General features: G+C 44.7%; 10 protein-coding genes. 6 read left to right on the forward strand and 4 right to left on the reverse strand.

Annotated elements, in window-relative coordinates; genetic code table 11:
- Window positions 1-152 precede the first annotated feature (152 nt).
- The gene (locus tag RIM23_RS21800; RefSeq protein ID WP_446369254.1) at window positions 153-1,877 is read left to right on the forward strand and encodes a hypothetical protein; all 1,725 of its coding nucleotides are present in this window, start codon (window positions 153-155) and stop codon (window positions 1,875-1,877) included.
- Here RIM23_RS21800 and RIM23_RS21805 read toward each other — a convergent pair.
- Both RIM23_RS21805 and RIM23_RS21810 read right to left on the reverse strand, forming a co-directional pair.
- Window positions 1,799-3,151: a DUF6798 domain-containing protein gene (locus RIM23_RS21805; RefSeq protein ID WP_446369256.1), complete on the reverse strand. Its 1,353-nt coding sequence runs from the start codon at window positions 3,149-3,151 to the stop codon at window positions 1,799-1,801. The two genes, RIM23_RS21800 and RIM23_RS21805, sit on opposite strands and share 79 nt — an antisense overlap.
- A gap of 103 nt (window positions 3,152-3,254) precedes the next feature.
- The gene (locus tag RIM23_RS21810; RefSeq protein WP_446369258.1) at window positions 3,255-3,488 is read right to left on the reverse strand and encodes a hypothetical protein; all 234 of its coding nucleotides are present in this window, start codon (window positions 3,486-3,488) and stop codon (window positions 3,255-3,257) included.
- 410 nt (window positions 3,489-3,898) lie between these two features.
- Between RIM23_RS21810 and RIM23_RS21815 the strand changes: the two genes are divergently transcribed.
- On the forward strand, window positions 3,899-7,624 hold the full coding sequence (locus tag RIM23_RS21815; protein ID WP_446369260.1) for a PAS domain S-box protein: 3,726 nt from the start codon (window positions 3,899-3,901) through the stop codon (window positions 7,622-7,624).
- Window positions 7,625-7,784: 160 nt separating this feature from the next.
- Complete coding sequence (locus tag RIM23_RS21820) at window positions 7,785-9,140, forward strand: hybrid sensor histidine kinase/response regulator (protein ID WP_446369262.1); 1,356 nt, start codon at window positions 7,785-7,787, stop codon at window positions 9,138-9,140.
- 14 nt (window positions 9,141-9,154) lie between these two features.
- Here RIM23_RS21820 and RIM23_RS21825 read toward each other — a convergent pair whose 3' ends face one another.
- Window positions 9,155-9,925, reverse strand: coding sequence for a hypothetical protein (locus RIM23_RS21825; RefSeq protein ID WP_446369264.1), 771 nt, complete (start codon window positions 9,923-9,925; stop codon window positions 9,155-9,157).
- Between the two features lie 248 nt (window positions 9,926-10,173).
- On the opposite strand from RIM23_RS21825, the gene RIM23_RS21830 reads away from it, so the two are divergent.
- From RIM23_RS21830 to RIM23_RS21840, 3 genes are all read left to right on the forward strand, one after another.
- On the forward strand, window positions 10,174-11,433 hold the full coding sequence (locus RIM23_RS21830) for a DUF3747 domain-containing protein (protein ID WP_446369266.1): 1,260 nt from the start codon (window positions 10,174-10,176) through the stop codon (window positions 11,431-11,433).
- Window positions 11,434-11,466: 33 nt separating this feature from the next.
- Entirely contained in the window at window positions 11,467-12,132 is a 666-nt protein-coding gene (locus tag RIM23_RS21835; protein ID WP_446369268.1) for a class I SAM-dependent methyltransferase, read from the forward strand.
- A gap of 118 nt (window positions 12,133-12,250) precedes the next feature.
- On the forward strand, window positions 12,251-13,552 hold the full coding sequence (locus RIM23_RS21840) for an NAD(P)/FAD-dependent oxidoreductase (RefSeq protein WP_446369270.1): 1,302 nt from the start codon (window positions 12,251-12,253) through the stop codon (window positions 13,550-13,552).
- A gap of 286 nt (window positions 13,553-13,838) precedes the next feature.
- Here RIM23_RS21840 and RIM23_RS21845 read toward each other — a convergent pair whose 3' ends face one another.
- Entirely contained in the window at window positions 13,839-18,068 is a 4,230-nt protein-coding gene (locus RIM23_RS21845) for a CHAT domain-containing protein (RefSeq protein ID WP_446369272.1), read from the reverse strand.
- Between the last annotated feature and the right edge of the window lie 59 nt (window positions 18,069-18,127).

Raw genomic sequence — 18,127 nt, forward strand, 5'->3', positions numbered from 1 at the left:
GTTTTGGGGGCAACACTTATTTTATATCCCTGCTTTTTGAGTTTCCCGTTGACTTGATATAAACAAGGTCAGTTTCCTAGTTTATATGAATTTTTGGCTCAACAACCTAAGCCTATAACGATGCTCCCTCTAATTTTTAGATTACCTCATATATGAACACTCACCGACAAAAAACCCTACTATCCCTAATCACCCACAAATTCCCACCAGGAACCATTTTCTGGTTATCACTCAGCCTAACATTTGCCGCAAGTTATAGCCTTTTAGCCCTAAAACAAGCCTTCAATTCCCCTTATATTGTCCAGGATGACGCCAGACAGCATGTCTTTTGGATGCAGCGATTTTTAGACCCCCAATTATTTGCCAATGATACCATTGCCGATTATTTCCAATCCGTCGTTCCCGTCGGCTATAAAACAGTCTACCAACTCATCGCCAACCTGGGAATCGCACCCCTAACCCTGAGTAAACTCCTCCCCCTACTCCTCACCCTAATCACCACAGTTTACGCCTTTGCTCTCACCATACAACTCCTACCCATCCCCATCACCGGATTTATAAGTTCCCTGCTGGTGAATCAAACCCTGTGGATGCGGGATGATTTAGTCTCCGCCACACCCAGGGCATTTGTCTATCCATTACTCCTGGGATTCTGGTATTATCTAATCAGGCGATCGCTAATTCCCAGTTTAGGTGCGATCGCGCTGCAAGGATGGTTCTATCCGCAAAGTGTCCTCATCTCCAGTGGCGTCTTAATCCTCCAGTTGGGGAAATGGCAAAGGGGAACATTGAAACTGTCGCGGGAAAAGAAGGATTATTATTTCGGCGCGGCGGGTTTAGTCGTGGCTTTTTTGGTAATGTTACCCTACGCCATCACCACATCCGAGTTTGAGCCAATTATTACAGCCACCCAAGCAAAGGAAATGCAGGAATTCTGGGCGGGGGGGCGAGCCAGCTTTTTTACTGATAATTTCTGGGATTTCTGGTTGAATGGCGATCGCAGTGGTCTTCTACCTCGACGCCAATCCCTCCCTATCTTACTATATGCTGCATTCTTATTCCCGTTTTTGGGGAAAACTGCCAAACGCTTCCCCCTAACCCGACAGGTTCAACCCTCAATCATCCTCCTCCCCCAAATTATCATCGTCTCCCTGACTCTATTTTTTACCGCCCATCTGCTACTCTTCCAACTCCATTTACCCAGTCGTTACACCGAACATACATTGCGACTCCTACTCTCTATAGCCACAGGAATCGCCTTAACCATTTTCTGTCATGGATTATTCCAGAAAACAACAATACTCGCCCTCGGCTTCGCCACAATCCTCGCCGGGATACTCATATTCTACCCTCTTCTCGTCACCGACTTTCCCAAAACCGCCTACGAAATTGGCACCGCACCTGAACTTTACCAATTTTTTACCCATCAACCCAAAGATAGCCGCATCGCCTCCCTATCCCCAGAAGCCGATAACCTCCCCACCTTTTCTCACCGTTCCATTTTAGTCAGTTGGGAATATGCCATCCCCTATCATTTAGGCTATTACATCCCCTTGCGCCAACGAGCCATTGACTTAATTCGCGCTCAATACAGTCCTGAGTTAAACGAGATCAAAGCATTCATTCAACACTATCATATAGACTTTTGGCTCATCGACCAATCCGCCTTTACCCCCGACTACATCACCCACAACAAATGGATACAACAATTTCAACCTGTCGCCACAGAAGCCAGCCTGAGAATAGAACAAGGAAACCCCTTAGCCCTCCCCCCCTTAATCCCCCAATGTACCATCTTTCACACCCAAAGATTTATTGTATTAGAAGCCAAATGTCTAGTAGGGGCTAACCAAGCCCCTACTCGATACACCCCATAATTCTCATCGCGAAACAACTCCTGCAAGCCTTCACACCCCCAATCAAACTGCTCACGCTCCAAAACCAGATGAGTAATCCGATATCTATCCCGTAACTCCGGCAAAACCTGACACCCCTCTCCATAAAACCCTTGAGCCAATTGCAGCCGATTGTACCACTCAATCACTTCCGTATCCTTATAAGGATGAGACTTAAAATTAACCAAAATAGGCGCCCCCGTATATAAACGAAACTTGCGTAACTGTTTATTATCCGGCGTAACCAAATAGATTTCACCCGATTGTCTCGTTTGCTTAACAAACTCCATCATCGGCGTCGTCTTATCTTCCCCATAAAAAGAGATAGTTTGTTCCACAGTCCCCGCCACAACCAGAAGCGATAGGATAGATAGCGTCACCCGCGCCACTAACCGCTGATGCTTAAACATAAAATTGCCGTATGTTTTGAACGCCCCAGACACCAAACCAGCACAGAGAATGCAACTCGATAAAGGCACCAAAAATACAGACAGTCGCCAAGGCGCGATAAACGCTAACGTATCATGATTCAAGTGAATTTCAGCCACGGTTAACGATATCGCCGTCATCAAGGGTAACAGTAAAACCAGAAATAGTTTCGTTTTCCGCACCAAGTAAACCGCTAGCGCCACTATCCCCGCCTGAATATAAGGCACCTCATTATCCAACCAAACCTCAGGTAAAGAATGGTGCGGCGTTCTAAACTCGACAATAATTTCCTGCGCCTTCCGCCAAATCTCAGGATTCGTGGCGCTGAAGGTGAAATACATATAACTGAAAACGGGTAAGACGAGAATCAAGGATAAAATTCCAACCGATAAAGCTTTCCTAATGTTCTGCTCGTCCTTTAAAATAACCACCATATAGGATAGCGTCAGGATAGCCGCACTGGGCAAATAAGTCGGATGAAACGTCGTCGCCAACCCTAACGACGATACCGCCCAAAACGGTTTCTGATTCAGAAAAAGCCAAATCGACAACAGGATAAAGGCGCCAAAATTACACGGCTGGAAGACTTGTCCGAGAATAAATTGATCCGCAACGCCAGTATGGAAGTGCCAGCCCGTATCAAAATGACCCAGTTTTATATGTACCGTGTGCAGAGCAATAAAAGCTGTGAAAAATACCCAATACTTCAACCCGGAATAGCCAATTTTGTAGAAGTGATTGACAATACCTAGGATACTATAGGCATAAAGACCCCAATTGAAATCACGGGAGGGAAGATAATCAGTTGAAGATTGCTGTAACGTCAAAGACGTTGATCAATGGAGCCTTTTGCGGCTTAGTTCTTTTTAGTCTATTCATTAATGTTTAGGGCGTTAACTGGGGGAATTTAATTAACGACAAATCGATACTCTAGGCGACAGGATGCAATTGAGGGGCTTTGGTAACTTTTTCGCGTTGGCTACTGCCAACAGTATAAGATTTGACAACAGAAAGCCCTAAAAGCTGGGATGCATTGAACCGTGAGTAGGGTTCAACCGATTCAGGCATGGCTTGGTAACAATGGGGACAGAACCAGTAGACTTGGTGAGAGCGAATGTGCCTAAGTAAGGTATGTGAACAACAAATACAGCTATGATTTAACATCTTTTTCCTTCCTATTTCCAGTAGAGCTAAATTTCAGTAAGATACTGTTCCCGGTTTGGGTTGACGAGTAGGTCTGGTGTGATATAATTAACAACTATTCAGCTTTATCTCTAGACTAAAACTGAAATCTGAGGAAATTCTGAGGAACGATATCTGTATTAAAACTTTACATTTTCTCCGAAAAGCTAACCGGACAAAACTATAAAGAAAACATTAAATCTAAGCCATTAAATTTATTGCTGTGATAGGTAATCATGGGGATAAAGGGTCACAGTATCAAACTAGGTTACCAAAATAGGGATTTTAGCGCGATCGCATTGTAGATAGTAATAAGCCCAAACCCGTGATATACCGCATAAATGGCGGAACATCGGGTTGGGGCGAAAGTCACGCGAAAGCAATAATATAGTATGGTTATCCATTACTCTGCCAGCAACCCCAGTCAAACCCAACCCACAAACCCGACTTCATGCCCGTTTCAGGAACAAAAGGGGGATTCTCATGCTTGTGCATTTCTGGCAATCTTCAATGACTCCCTCGATGCCATGGTTATTGCTGATAGTCGGGGAAAAGTCCTCAGGGCAAATCGGGCAGCTTGTGAGTTATTTAAATTATCTCACGATCAACTGCTGCATCGCCATCTCAAGGAGACTACCCCAATTAGTATTCATCACTGGCGCCCCTTTCTCGCCCAAGGGCGAATCACCCATAACTTTTGTCTGTGGCGTTCCGATGGGACTCAACGAGATGTAGAATTAGAAGGCATCGCCAATATGTTGCCAGATCATCATCTATTAATTTTTCGAGATGTAACCGAACGTCAGCAAGCGGAAAAGGCATTGCGGCAATCGCAGTATGTCATTGAACAAATTAGTCAATCCATTTCCGCCATTGTTTATATCTACGACGTCATTGAACAGCGTAATATCTATAGTAATCGAACCATCACTGATATTTTGGGGTATTCTCCTGAATCAGTCCAAGCCATGGGAGAAACACTATTCTCTCAACTGATACACCCGGACGATTTAGCCAACGTATCGGCACGAATGGAAAGCTTTGCGACAGCTTCAGATCGAGAAATTATCGAAACCGAATACCGAATGCGTCGTGCAAATGGGGAATGGTGCTGGCTTTATAGCCGAGATACAGTATTTACCCAAACCCCCGATGGTAAACCCCAACAAATTTTAGGCATCGCCACCGATATCACCACGATAAAATTAGCCGAAGCCAAAATATTAAGATTAAATGCTGAATTGGAACAACGGGTGAAAGAACGAACCGAAGCCTTAGAGCAAGCCAATGAAGAACTCAAACGGGAAATTCGCGATCGCCAACAGATTGAAAAAACCCTCCGAGAGAGTGAAGAACGATTCCGTTCTATTTTTGAGAATGTATCGGTGGGAATTGTCCTGCTGGATCTCGACGGGTATATTCTGACAGCGAATGAAGCCAATTGTCGTTTTTTAGGCTACTCCCCGGATCAAATCCTAGGGATTCATTCTTCTCGGTTGACGCACCCCGAAGATTTGTGCCGGGATACCGATTTATTTAATTCACTGGTGCGCGGAAAACGCAAAAACTACACTATTGATAAACGTTATCTTCGCCAAGATGGTGCCTGTGTTTGGGGTCGATTAACAGTATCTGTGATTAAAAACGACGATGGTTCCCCACGATATATCGCCGTGGTTTGTGAAGATATTAATGATCGCAAACAAATGGAAGAGGTATTGCGGGAAAGTCAGCAGAAATATCAAACCCTATTTAAAATCTTTCCCATCGGTATTTCCATTACTGATGAAGCCGGTAATGTGGTTGAAGCCAATTGCGCCAGTGAGGAAATTTTAGGACTATCCCGTCAAGAACACACCAGTCGTACTTATGATGCTCCCAGTTGGCAAATTATTCGACTAGATGGCACTCCCATGCCAGCATCCGAATTTGCCAGTGTTCGCGCTTTAACCGAAAACCGAGTCGTGGGAAACGTGGAAATGGGAATCGTCAAAGCCAAGGATAAAATTACTTGGATTAATGTCACAGCCGCACCCATTCCACTGAAGGATTACGGCGTCGCCATAGCCTACATTGACATTAGCGATCGCAAGCGCATGGAAAAGGCATTACGGGAAAGCCAACAAAAATATAAAACCCTATTCCAAATCTTACCCATTGGCATTGCGATCACCGATAAACAGGGAAATCTTATTGAAGCGAATGCGGCGAGTGAGAAAATTTTGGCACTATCCGTTTCTGACCAAATCAAGGCTAAATATGTTTCGCCAAACTTGAAAGTTATCCGACCCGATGGTACCGTAATGCCACGAGCAGAATTTGCCAATGTTAGAGCGTTAACCGAAAACAAAGTTATCAAAAACCATGAATCAGGAATCGTTAAGCCAGATGGAAAAATCACTTGGATCAGTTCCACAGTTTCACCCATTCCGTTACGCGATTCTGGTGTCGTTATTGCCTATTTAGATATTACAGAACGCAAGCAAGCCGAAGAAGCCCTCCAGAAAGCGACAGAATTAGCCGTTCGAGAAGCAGCACGCAGCGAAATTGCTAACCGGGCAAAAAGCGAATTTTTGACTAATATGAGTCATGAACTCCGCACGCCTCTGAATGGGATTTTAGGATATACTCAACTTCTCAGGCAAGACACAAGCTTAAGTAACCAACAGCACCATAATTTGACCATCATTCACCAATGTGGTGAACACCTGCTCACTTTAATCAATGATATTCTCGACTTAGCTAAAATTGAAGCCCAAAAGATGGAACTCTATCCCACAGAGTTTCACTTGCCGAACTTTCTCAATAGTCTTGCTGATTTATTTCAGTTACGTGCCCAACAAAAAGATATTATCTTTACTTATCAAGTTCTTTCGTCACTCCCTAACGGGATTATGGCGGATAACAAACGACTGCGACAGGTTCTGTGTAATTTACTCAGTAATGCGATTAAGTTTACGGAGCGGGGTGAGGTAACATTTACGGTGAGTGTTGTTAACCGCTTTGAGGTAAAATCGGCTTCTACAAATCAGATTTACCCTTCGCCAAGCGAAGCGTTAACACTCACTCAGGGCGGGTTTAGTCACATCCGGGCGAGTCACAAAACGATAGAGGTGAAACCCGCCCCGACAAACCATGATCTTGATCCAATCGAAGGGTCAAGCATCAACTATCAACCATCAGCAAAAATTCGTTTTCAAATCAAAGATACGGGTGTGGGTATTGAGCCAAGTCAATTAGCCCAAATCTTTTTACCCTTCCATCAAGTCAGCGCTCATAGCCATGCGACTGAAGGAACGGGACTAGGATTGGCTATTAGCCAGAAATTAATTCAACTGATGGGGAGTGAAATTAAAGTGAAGAGTATTCCCGGTCAAGGAAGTGTATTCTGGTTTGATATTAATTTACCCTTAGTCTCAGGATCGCAGGAACCCAATCCATCTAGCAAACGCCGGATTACAGGCTTCAAAGGGGACAAACGCAAATTAATGATTGTGGATGATAATAAAGTCAATCGTGCCCTCTTGCGGGCGATGCTAAAGCCCGTAGGATTTGAAATCTTAGAGGCGGTTGATGGTCCAGATTGTTTGCACAAGGTTGTCAAGTTTTATCCTGATCTGATTTTAATTGACTTAGTGATGCCAGGGATGGATGGATTGGAAACCACACGGCGAATGCTAAAGTTACCTCAACTTCAGGATAGGGATATCGTCGCGATCGCGCTTTCTGCGAGTGTCTACCCCCAGATTCAGCAGGAGAGCCTCGCCGCCGGCTGTCGGGGTTTCCTCCCCAAGCCTGTGGAAACCCAGCAACTTCTCGACGCGATCGCGCTACATTTAGGGCTCAAATGGATTTATGCTCAAGGGCAATCCCCCTCCCTCACTGAGTCAGCTAACTTCACCCAGATGCCGATTAGTTGCCTACCCCCTTCAGAAATAACGGCGTTAGCTGATTTGGTTAAAATGGGAGATATCCAAGGCATTATCGAACGCGCTGAATCTCTAGCTCAACAAAATTCACAATTTGAACCATTGACAACCCAACTTTGTCAGTTAGCGCGGGAGTTTAAATTAAAACAACTTCGCCAACTGATTCAAGATTATCTCGTTGATTGTTGATTGGTTATTGGCAAAGTGATTGTACCCCTTCTCCTCCAATCCAGTTAGATTGTTCAACCAATCACGGATTACTCCTAGATTCATCCGTTCCATTCTAATGCCTTATTCATTGCCATATTTATTAACCTATTGGTTCCCTGATTCATAATCATCATTTATTATGACCGTTACAGTTCCGGATCAAAGTAAACTACTTATTGTCGATGATAACCCAACCAATTTAGGGTTCCTCTTCGAGTATTTAACCAAATCTGGCTTCAAAGTATTAGTGGCGTTGGATGGGGAAAGTGCGATTGAACAAGTGAAATATGCCCAGCCCGATCTGATTTTGTTGGACGTCATGATGCCAGGAGTCGATGGATTTACAACCTGCAAACGCCTCAAAGCTGATCCATCAACCCAAGATATTCCCCTAATTTTTATGACCGCACTTTCCGATACAGTCGATAAAGTCCAAGGCTTTAAAATTGGTGCGGTTGATTATATTACGAAACCATTACAACCGGAAGAAGTGTTGTGTCGAGTCCAAACCCACCTCACGTTGAGAAATCTGCAAAAGCAACTGATGGCACAAAATAAAACATTATTCCAGTTAAAAGAGAAAGAACAGCAAAGAGCATTAGAACTTGAGCAGACATTAAAAAAACTACAACACACCCAACTCCAACTCATTCAATCCGAAAAGATGTCAAGCTTGGGTCGGATGGTTGCTGGGATTGCTCATGAAATTAATAATCCTTTAAATTTTATCTACAGCAATCTTTCGATTACCCAAGACTATATTAAAGACCTTTTACACTTAATTCATTCTTATCAACGCAACTACAGTAAGCCGAATGCCGAAATCATCGCGGAAACTGAAGCCATTGACCTGAATTTTTTGGAGTCAGACTTACCCAAAATCCTCAATTCAATGCAGGTGGGAGCTGAACGCATTTGTCAGATTATTCTTTTATTGCGAAGCTTTTCCCATTTGGATGAATCTGATTTCAAATTAACGGATATTCATCAAGGAATCAATAATACACTATTTTTGTTGCAGCACAATTTTAAGCCTCAGTCAGGACGACCCGCCATTCGAGTGATTAAGGACTATAGCAATTTGCCTAAAGTTTGGTGTTATGGCGGTCAGCTAAACCAAGTATTTACGAATATTCTCACTAATGCCATTGAAGCCATTGATCAGGAGACAGAGAGATGGAAGGTAGCCAATGATAGTTTGGCAATCAATCCGCCAAAACCAATGATTCGGATTTGTACGCAAGTGAAAGACAACACCAGTGTGCTGATTAAAATTGCTGATAATGGTTCGGGGATGGATGATGAGGTAAAACGCCGACTCTTTGATCCCTTTTTTACAACAAAGCCAGTTGGTTCTGGAACAGGTTTAGGTTTAGCCATTAGCTATCAGATTATTGTGGAAAGGCATAAGGGTCAATTACAGGTGAATAGTAAACTGGGGAAAGGAACAGAATTTTTTATAGAGATTCCCCTAAGTTTAACAAATGACAAATGACAAATGACCACAAATTAGGCTGTCTTGAAAAACCGGATAATTTCCCGAACGTGATCCAGGAATTGACTGTCTGTGGTTAATTGAGCGATCGCTTGTTGGGCTTCCCGCGCTAAACGCTTGTGTTCAGCCTCATTCTGGGCTTCGAGTTGATCTAAAGAAGCACCCAGACGGGCGACATCTTTGCGCGTTTGTTCCCAGTTACGATTCTGCTTCGCCACCCAAGAATGCTCATTTTCTGGATCGAGTTGGGGTTGTATCTGGTCAATATTCTGTTCTAAAATCATCACGCGATCGCGCAATTGATAAACATCCTCGCGGGGATACTTAAATTCTTGGCGAATCATCGCTAAACGGGTGGCTAAATATTCGTAGAGTCGGATCGCTGGACGTAAGACGGTTAACAACAATGCCGCACCAGAACTAATATAACCCACCGCACTAATTCCCGTAGCCGCTAGGGTGTAAAGTCCGAGAGTAGATAGAATATGTAAAGCAATGGCAACAGTGAGCGATCGCGTTGCCACAAGTTTGGCATAATTAACTTGTTTGGCGTCAATCTGAATCCCTTTTTCCGCCGATTGCTCCCCATCTACCAAAACAGACTTGGCTTCAAAGTAGACATTCCAGGGAACTGTCACAACCACCAACAGCCACCAAAAGCTAGCAACTCCAATCACCCAATCCAGAAAATGACCCGCACTGATATGCAACCATTGCAGTATGCCAAATAGGAGTAGGGTAATGATTCCCAAGGCGGCACTCCATCCGATAAAGTTAAAGAACATACCTATAACCTGCAAATGTGAAACCTTTTCCCCGATCATGCTTAGGGATTCCAGGGACAGGGGTTGAGCTTGTGATAGTTTCTGTTGTTTCACAACCGTTGAACTCTCTTGTTCATTGTTAAGAGATATTAAGGATACGCAAAATTTTGGGGAATCTGGGAAACTTTTATACAGCAGAGTCATCACAGACGTTGTACAGAGAAAACTGGTTGAAGGACTACACACCTAAAAGGATTGAAGCGGAACAGATGAGAAAGCGTGCATTTTTCACACAAGTAGCCACCCTAGCCACGATCGCCCTATCTAGCCTAATCGCCAATAAATCAGTCGCGGCGACATTTGAGCAAATTCCGGTTGAACAAAATAAATTTATTGCTATTGCTGCACCCTTTGGCGAGAGTTCCCATCAACTGCTGATTATTGAACAAAAAAGCAATGCGCGGGATTGTTGGAGTGAAAGTGGGAGTAATCCGGTTATCGTCGATCCACTATTATTGAACTTTGACTTTACTGGAATTTGCGGACGTAGCACGGATAGTAATGGGTATTCGATCCGCGTGGCGGGTCAAGATTTGGGATTAGATTATCTGCTAAGAATCGTCAGACGCGATGGCGAATTGGTACTGGTGGGGACGAATAGCCGCGATCGCAATGCACCAGATATTGTGGTGGGTAGAACCCAAGGGTTAGCCAATGGGTTTGTCAAGATACTCTTAGAACCCGGCTGGGAATTTGCCCGCCGTTCCTATCAAGGTAAAGCTTTGGGTCATATTTATCTGGCAAATAGTCAACCCTTAAGTAGTATTGGTACAGGTTCGGGTTCGGGTACAGGTTCTAACCCAGGTTCGGGTTCGGGTACAGGTTCTAATCCAGGTTCGGGTTCGGGTACAGGTTCCGGTTCTGGCGGTACAATGGTGACATTTCCAGATATTGCCAATGATATTTATGCCAATGAAATTCAGCAAGCCGTGGCAATGGGATTTATCGCTGGATTTAGAGAGGATAACACGTTCAGACCGCAAGCGGTTTTAACCCGTGAACAATTGGTTTCGATTATTTTTGAAGCCCTGAATCAACTCCCCAACGCCAATCTACAACTTCCGACTCAAGTCTTATCTCGCCCTTATCCCGATGTTGATCTATCCCGGTGGAGTGCAGCAAAGATTCAATGGGCGCGGGATAATAATATCATCAGTGGCTATGCCGATGGGCGATTTCGACCCACACAACCCGTGACTCGTGCTGAACTGATGGCAATGGAACGGCGGGCGGCGGAGTTTGCTTTAAGCCTTCAAGGTCAGCAACCGACGCTTACGGGGAATCAGTCTGCTTTACAGTTTAGCGATACTCAAGGTCATTGGGCAGATGCGCTAATTACCCAAATGTCTGCCTATTGCCGAGTTGCGTCTCCTTTGAATGAAAGGGGGAATGCTTTTTCTCCAAATAGCCAAGCCCAACGGAATTATGCGGCGGCGGCTACGGTGCGAATGCTCAATTGTGTTAAATAGTCTTATGCCATTATTGCCTGTTCTCTATTGCCTATGTCTAATAAAACCCTGGGTTTAGATACCCAACTCTACAAATATTTGTTATCGGTTTCATTGCGAGAACCCGATATCCTGCAAAAATTACGGCAAGAAACTGCCACCCATCCGGATAGCGCCATGCAAATCGCCCCGGAACAAGGGCAGTTTATGGCGTTGCTGGTTCAGCTTATGGGTGCCAAGAAAACCTTAGAAATTGGCGTATTTACGGGCTATAGTGCTTTAGCCGTAGCATTAGCGCTACCAGAGGATGGCAAAATTGTCGCCTGTGATGTGAGTGAAGACTATACAGCTATTGCCCGCCGATACTGGGACGCAGCCGGAGTATCTGATAAAATAGATTTGCGATTAGCGCCTGCTTTAGAGACATTAGACGACTTATTGGCAGCAGGGCAAGCTGGAAGTTTTGATTTTGCTTTTATCGATGCCGATAAAGTAAATTATCTGGCATACTATGAGCGATCGCGGCAATTAATTCGTCCGGGTGGTTTAATTGCCATTGATAATGTCTTATGGGGGGGGCGAGTGGCTGATTCTCAGGTTCAAGATAAAAATACAGCCGCGATTCGGGCATTTAACCAAGCCATCAGTCAAGATGAAGGGGTTATCTTGAGTTTAGTCCCTATTGCTGATGGACTGACTTTGGCATTGAAGCGGGGTTAGATCCGCCAAGAACTCAAGTTCTTGGCTAAAAGCTTAAACCCGTTTAAACGGGTTCAAAGTCTTACCACGAACAAATGACAACCTATAATTTTGCTAACTGAGTTAGGAAAGACAACTGATGGCTAATGCAGCGATTGATAATCAATCCCCGGAACATGTGGTGATTATTGGCGGTGGGTTTGGAGGACTTTATGCCGCCCAGTCGCTGGGGAGGGCGTCGGTTCGGGTAACGTTAATTGATAAACGTAATTTTCATTTATTTCAGCCTCTATTGTACCAAGTGGCTACAGGTGGTTTATCCCCTGGAGATATTTCTTCTCCCCTACGCGCCGTACTTAAGCGTCAGAAAAATACTCAGGTATTGATGGGAGAGGTGATAGATATCAATCCCCAGGATTGCTTGATTAAGCTTAAAGATGGTAACACGATTAAGTATGATACCTTAATTGTGGCGACAGGTGTAAGTCATCACTATTTCGGCAATGATCAATGGGCAGAAAAAGCGCCCGGATTAAAAACCATTGAAGATGCTTTAGAAATGCGGCGGCGCATCTTACTGGCATTTGAAAGGGCAGAAAAAGAAACCAATCCCGCTCAACGTCGGGCGTGGTTAACCTTTGTGATTGTTGGCGGTGGACCGACAGGGGTAGAATTGGCAGGGGCATTAGCTGAACTGGCTCATAGTACGTTACACCAAGATTTCCGCCACATTGATACAAGAGAAACTAAGATTATTTTATTAGAAGGGATGGATCGAGTCTTGCCTCCCTATCCGCCTCAGTTGTCCGCCGAAGCACAAGGGGAACTTGAGAATTTAGGCGTTCAGGTACAAACAAAGACGCTAGTTACGAATATAGACGAGGATCAGGTAACCATTCGGACTGGCGATCGCACAGAACAGATTACCGCAAAAACCATCCTCTGGGCAGCTGGGATGAAAGCCTCGCCGATGGGAGAGGTACTGGCTAAGGCTACAGGGGTTAAGTGCGATCGCGCCGGACGAGTAATTGTTAATCCGGATCTTACTGTACCAGGATATGGCAATATTTTTGTCATTGGTGACTTAGCCAATTTCCCCCACCAATACGACGACGGCAAACCCTTACCCGGTGTCGCCCCCGTTGCCATGCAAGAGGGGCAGTATGTGGCTTCTTTAATTCAGAAACGCCTCAAAGGAGAAGCATTACCCCCGTTTCATTATACAGACTATGGCAGTTTAGCCGTGATTGGACGCAATGCGGCTGTGGTGAATCTAGGTTTTATACAATTTTCCGGATTTTTGGCATGGTTAACCTGGATTTTTGTGCATATCTTTTTCCTGATTGAATTTGATAATAAAATTATCGTCATGGTGCAATGGGCATGGGGGTATTTCACCCGTAACCGTGGCGCTAGGTTGATTACTAATTCAGAGGATTAAAGACTTTGGCAAATAAGCCAATGATACCAGGAACGGAATCCAACTTACAAGATAGGCGATCGCATTCCTCAGTCAGGGCGGGCGCGAGTTACATCTGGGTAAAGGAAGAAACGATAGTAGTGAAACCCGCCCCTAAAAAAATGCCCTCTTTCTGACGTGAAGGGTTATAGCGCTTTCCCAACGTGTGAGGTACACCTAAATGTAGGGGCAATGTAGGGGCGCAAAGCTTGCGCCCTTAATGATGTATCGCATCAAACCGGAAATTGCTATAAGACTCAAAACTTTATTACCATGGACTTCCCACTAAGGTAAAAGCACTCCAATAATACGGATGAGTTAATTCCTTATCTGGCAAATTAGCTAATTCTGGCGGTAAGGCAATGCGACGATTTGGTGTGATCAAGTAACCCCCTTCCAATCGCACTTGTCCCCGAATCATGGCTAATTGTGCCTGTCGCAATGCCTCTGATTTCAGAGACGCTTGCTGTAATTGTTCATAGAAGTTAATCATTAACCCTAAGGTACCTTCATCACTGACATACCATAAACTTCCCAGGGCGGATTTAACCCCAGCTTGTACCGCTAACCCTGTAAATCCTAACTCCGCCTCTTCATCCCCTAAAGCCGTCCGACAGGCACTTAATACCATCAGTTCAACGGTGGGGTCATGTAATCCCAACTGGCGGATATCACTCAGTTTAAGTTTACTATCCCAAAACTGAATATAGGAAGAATTCGGCTTACCTGGTTTAAATTCGCCATGGGTAGCTAAATGGATGATACCAAAGGGATGGGATGCCCGCGCTGTTTTCAAATTGGCGGCGGTAAAGGTTTCATTGAGGAACGATTTACCCTGCCATAATTGAGTCGCGATCGCGGATAATTCAGTAGGTACAGCCGGCAATGGGTTTTGATCTGTAAATTGGGACGCACCCATGGCTAAAACCTGCAAATTTCTCACATCTCGATAGCGGGTATCGGTGAGAGAAAGGCTGGGCATGAAACCAATACTATATTGTTCAATTATAAATTTTTCCCCATCATGCAAAACCGCCAAGGGTAGAGAACGCAATCCCTGATCCATAATGAAGGCGAGATTATTAATTTCTTGCGTCTTTAATTCTGTTTCTAAGGGGGCAATTAACCACTGATAAAGCTGTTGGGCATAACTTTCATAGGGATGAGGGATGTGAGTATCGGTAACGGCGCGACGTAATTTGTTGGCGGTATCCATTACTTTTTCGCGGGTTGCACCGGGTATAGGGCGGCGTATGAGTTGCCCATTCGCAGTAACGAGGATAATTTCTAATTGATCACTATTTCGTGAGGGAGATTCATCAGTTGAGGATTGACTATCTTGACTGGTAATTGTGGTGGGTACAAAAATAGCGTAGATAAGCGCAGGTTTCGCCCCTGTAGCTTGTTCGATACGATGTAAAGTTGCCCGGGCATCTGCCAGAGTTAGAATGGAAGTATCATTGAGTCCTAAATAGGTTTCATAGTCACGGGTTAATGATTCCTCCCATTTGGCAACCTGGGTGTCAATTTCAATTTCCGGCGGTTCGTTTTTGTCGGGAGGTAACGTGGGTTCAGTCAGAGGTTTGAGTAAATTAACCGGATTGATAGCAGGATTGGTTTGTGAAGTGGGAGACTCCGGAATCAAAATTGGTGGAGTTACCGGAATGGGAGACTCTATATCCGAAGTCGGCGGCATCACTGGAATGGATGGAGAATCAACGCTGATAATCTGAATATTGCCCACCTTCTGAGTAAATGGGAAAGATTGAGTTGGGGAAATCGTGAAATCGCCACTGGTAATCGTTCCCCTGGTTCCATTGGTTATCTCATCACCCACGATAAAGGGAGTGACACCATTTCCACCATGTCTCAGCGTGATAGAATCTCCACCCAATCCCCCAGCCGTAGAGATGCTAGCGCTCATCCCATCCCGGTCAATAAATGTTCCCGTGGCGCGGAAAAATTGACCAGCAGTACTATCAACTTTACCCCCTTGACCACTATTTCCCCCTTGGGCGTTGATAAAGGTAACTTGGATATCGCCAATGGGGTCTAAATTAACATTACCGCCATCGCTGATAGTTCCGCTGCTATTAATTTTTCCCGTTGTAATTGCCGTCGCCGCATCAATTAAAATATCACCGCCACTGAATCCAGAACTGTTGAGATCATTCGTGATAATTTCTCCATCACGGCTGGTTAGAGTGATGGTTGCACCTTGACCATTTCCACCGGAACTGGTATCAATATCTCCTGTGGTAATATCCCTAACAGCAGTTAGAGTAATCGCTCCCCCATTGCTGGTTTGATCATGACTATCAAGGATTCCAGCACGGGTATCAATCGAACCATTACTTGTTAGGGTAATCCCACGACCTGGATTGATAATAGTACCCGTGGTGATGCTTTGATTAGCTTGTAGGGTAATCGTGGCATCCTGAGTGCCAGTCAGGGTAAAACCTGTGGTATCAATTGCCCCTGAACCAACTAGCGATCGCAAAATTACGGGGACTTTAAACATGATATCATCTGTCAATGTAATTGTACCCTGATGATCTTCCCCACCAATCACAAGTTGCTCAAATCCCTCTTGGAAGAGATTCAGTTTATCGATATCCAGATTCCAGGTATTACTATTACTATTGCTTGGATCTCCAATTGTTATATTTACAGTCGGGTTAAGGGGGGATAACACCACCGTTCCTGTCCCTTGGACTTGTGGCATTTCCACTACCCGAATCTGATCCGCCATCAAGGTTGTTGTACTCTCTCCCGTTCCTCTGGCTTGAATAAAACCATCTTGCACATTAATCCCGGCTGCATTATTAGCACCGATTCCCTCTAGGGTTAGATTTCCTCCACCAGTTTTCTCTATACCACCCCCTCTTAAATCAATGCCATAGTTACTGTCTCCTGTTCCCTTCCCCACACCAGTTAGAATAATCGCACCATCTCTAGCGATAATCCGAGACGGGTTACTCACGTTAGGAGCTATTTCCTGAACCCGAATCCCATGATTTTCTGTTATTCCTGTACCAGCAATTCCCTCAATCGTAATAGTTCCCTTTCCAGTCACCTCAATCCGAGAATTCCGAAACAGTTCAACACCATGTTGATACTGATTCGCCCCAGTTCCTCCCTTACCAACAAACTGAATATCCCCATCTCGGGTACTAACTAAACCCTCTTGGTCAAGTTTTATTCCTTGGCTACCATGTAGGGTTCCTTCTCCTCCATTTCCTCCAATCCCCTCAACCCTAATCATTCCCGTTCCTGTTGACTGAACACTTCCCCCCTGATTCCCAATCGTAACCCCATAATGTAAGCCATTGTCTCCAGAACCCCCAGTACCGATGAGATGAATAGTGCCATCTTCTGAAGACACCAAGGCGTTTTTAATCCAAATTCCCCGATTTCCTGGATTACCTGGGCTAAAATTGCCGCCACTTCCCCCTGTACCGTTGAGGGTAATTGTGCCTTGTCCAATTGCTTCGACACGGCTATCCTGACTAATTTGGATACCCGGAATACCTAAGATAGTATTCTCTTGGGTTCCGCCAATTCCTAGGATTGAAATATGACCGACACCCGAGTCAACTTTTCCTGACGCGATCGCAACCCCAACCTGAGTTGGTATAATCCCCCCAGAATCCGTCTGTATCTCTCCCGATGCAGTTACTTCTACCCCAGTTTCCACAGTATTGCCTGAACCCGTTAACAACGCGGCTAAATCCAGAGGATTTTTGGGTAACGCTAACCCCTGATTATTCCTTGGTAACTCCACCTCGAAACTTAACACTTGTCCCGGTTGGGATATTTTCACCAAACGAGAATTTGGCACCGCCATGATTGTAATCGTTCCCCCGGATGCTGTCAGCTCTCCCGTATTCACGACTTGTCCACCCAGTAGCGCTAAATCCCGTCCGGGTTCAACCGCCAATTCCCCCGCATTAATAATTATTCCACCTTGGGATAAGTCAAAGGCAAATTGACTGGGATTTCCTACCAAGTCTGGATAATTATTATTATCACCAAAGGTATTAAACCAGTTATTCCCAAACCCAATTCCTGTCGCCGTCGTTGCCGTAAAATCAGCCGGAACATTGAGTTGAGCATCAGCCCCAAAAACAATTCCCGCCGGATTCATTAAATATAAGTTTGCCGTTCCCCCGGTTACCTGAATCAACCCGTTAATAATGGAGGGATTTCCCCCCATAACTCGTCCCAGAATATTTCTCAGATTCGGAGTTGCCAGAAAGTTAGCAATTTGACCCGAATCAATGCCAAACTCTTGGAAACTGTGGAATAAATTCCTCCCATCACTCGACAAACTGCCACCTTGAATATCCCACTGGTTGTCATTTGGAGTGACCGTTGTTCCTGTACCATCATTGGCTTGAGTAATCGATTGAGCTAAAACTGGATCAACCGTTACCAGTCTTACCGTTCCAGCAAAAAGAGTCAACAGGTAGATTAAGCACCACTGAGCCGCTTTCATCAGGTTAATTTCCTGGCACAAACAGACTGAATTTTATCCCATTTTTATTGATTATTTTT

Source organism: Coleofasciculus sp. G3-WIS-01 (assembly GCF_040223135.1).
GTDB lineage: Bacteria > Cyanobacteriota > Cyanobacteriia > Cyanobacteriales > Coleofasciculaceae > Coleofasciculus.

Bases quoted from the DNA above. Each gene is read 5' to 3' on its own strand.
- RIM23_RS21800 (WP_446369254.1), top strand. From the start codon at position 153: ATGAACACTCACCGACAAAAAACCCTACTATCCCTAATCACCCACAAA.
- RIM23_RS21810 (WP_446369258.1), bottom strand. From the start codon at position 3,488: ATGTTAAATCATAGCTGTATTTGTTGTTCACATACCTTACTTAGGCAC.
- RIM23_RS21815 (WP_446369260.1), top strand. From the start codon at position 3,899: ATGGTTATCCATTACTCTGCCAGCAACCCCAGTCAAACCCAACCCACA.
- RIM23_RS21820 (WP_446369262.1), top strand. From the start codon at position 7,785: ATGACCGTTACAGTTCCGGATCAAAGTAAACTACTTATTGTCGATGAT.
- RIM23_RS21825 (WP_446369264.1), bottom strand. From the start codon at position 9,925: ATGTTCTTTAACTTTATCGGATGGAGTGCCGCCTTGGGAATCATTACC.
- RIM23_RS21830 (WP_446369266.1), top strand. From the start codon at position 10,174: ATGAGAAAGCGTGCATTTTTCACACAAGTAGCCACCCTAGCCACGATC.
- RIM23_RS21835 (WP_446369268.1), top strand. From the start codon at position 11,467: ATGTCTAATAAAACCCTGGGTTTAGATACCCAACTCTACAAATATTTG.
- RIM23_RS21840 (WP_446369270.1), top strand. From the start codon at position 12,251: ATGGCTAATGCAGCGATTGATAATCAATCCCCGGAACATGTGGTGATT.
- RIM23_RS21845 (WP_446369272.1), bottom strand. From the start codon at position 18,068: ATGAAAGCGGCTCAGTGGTGCTTAATCTACCTGTTGACTCTTTTTGCT.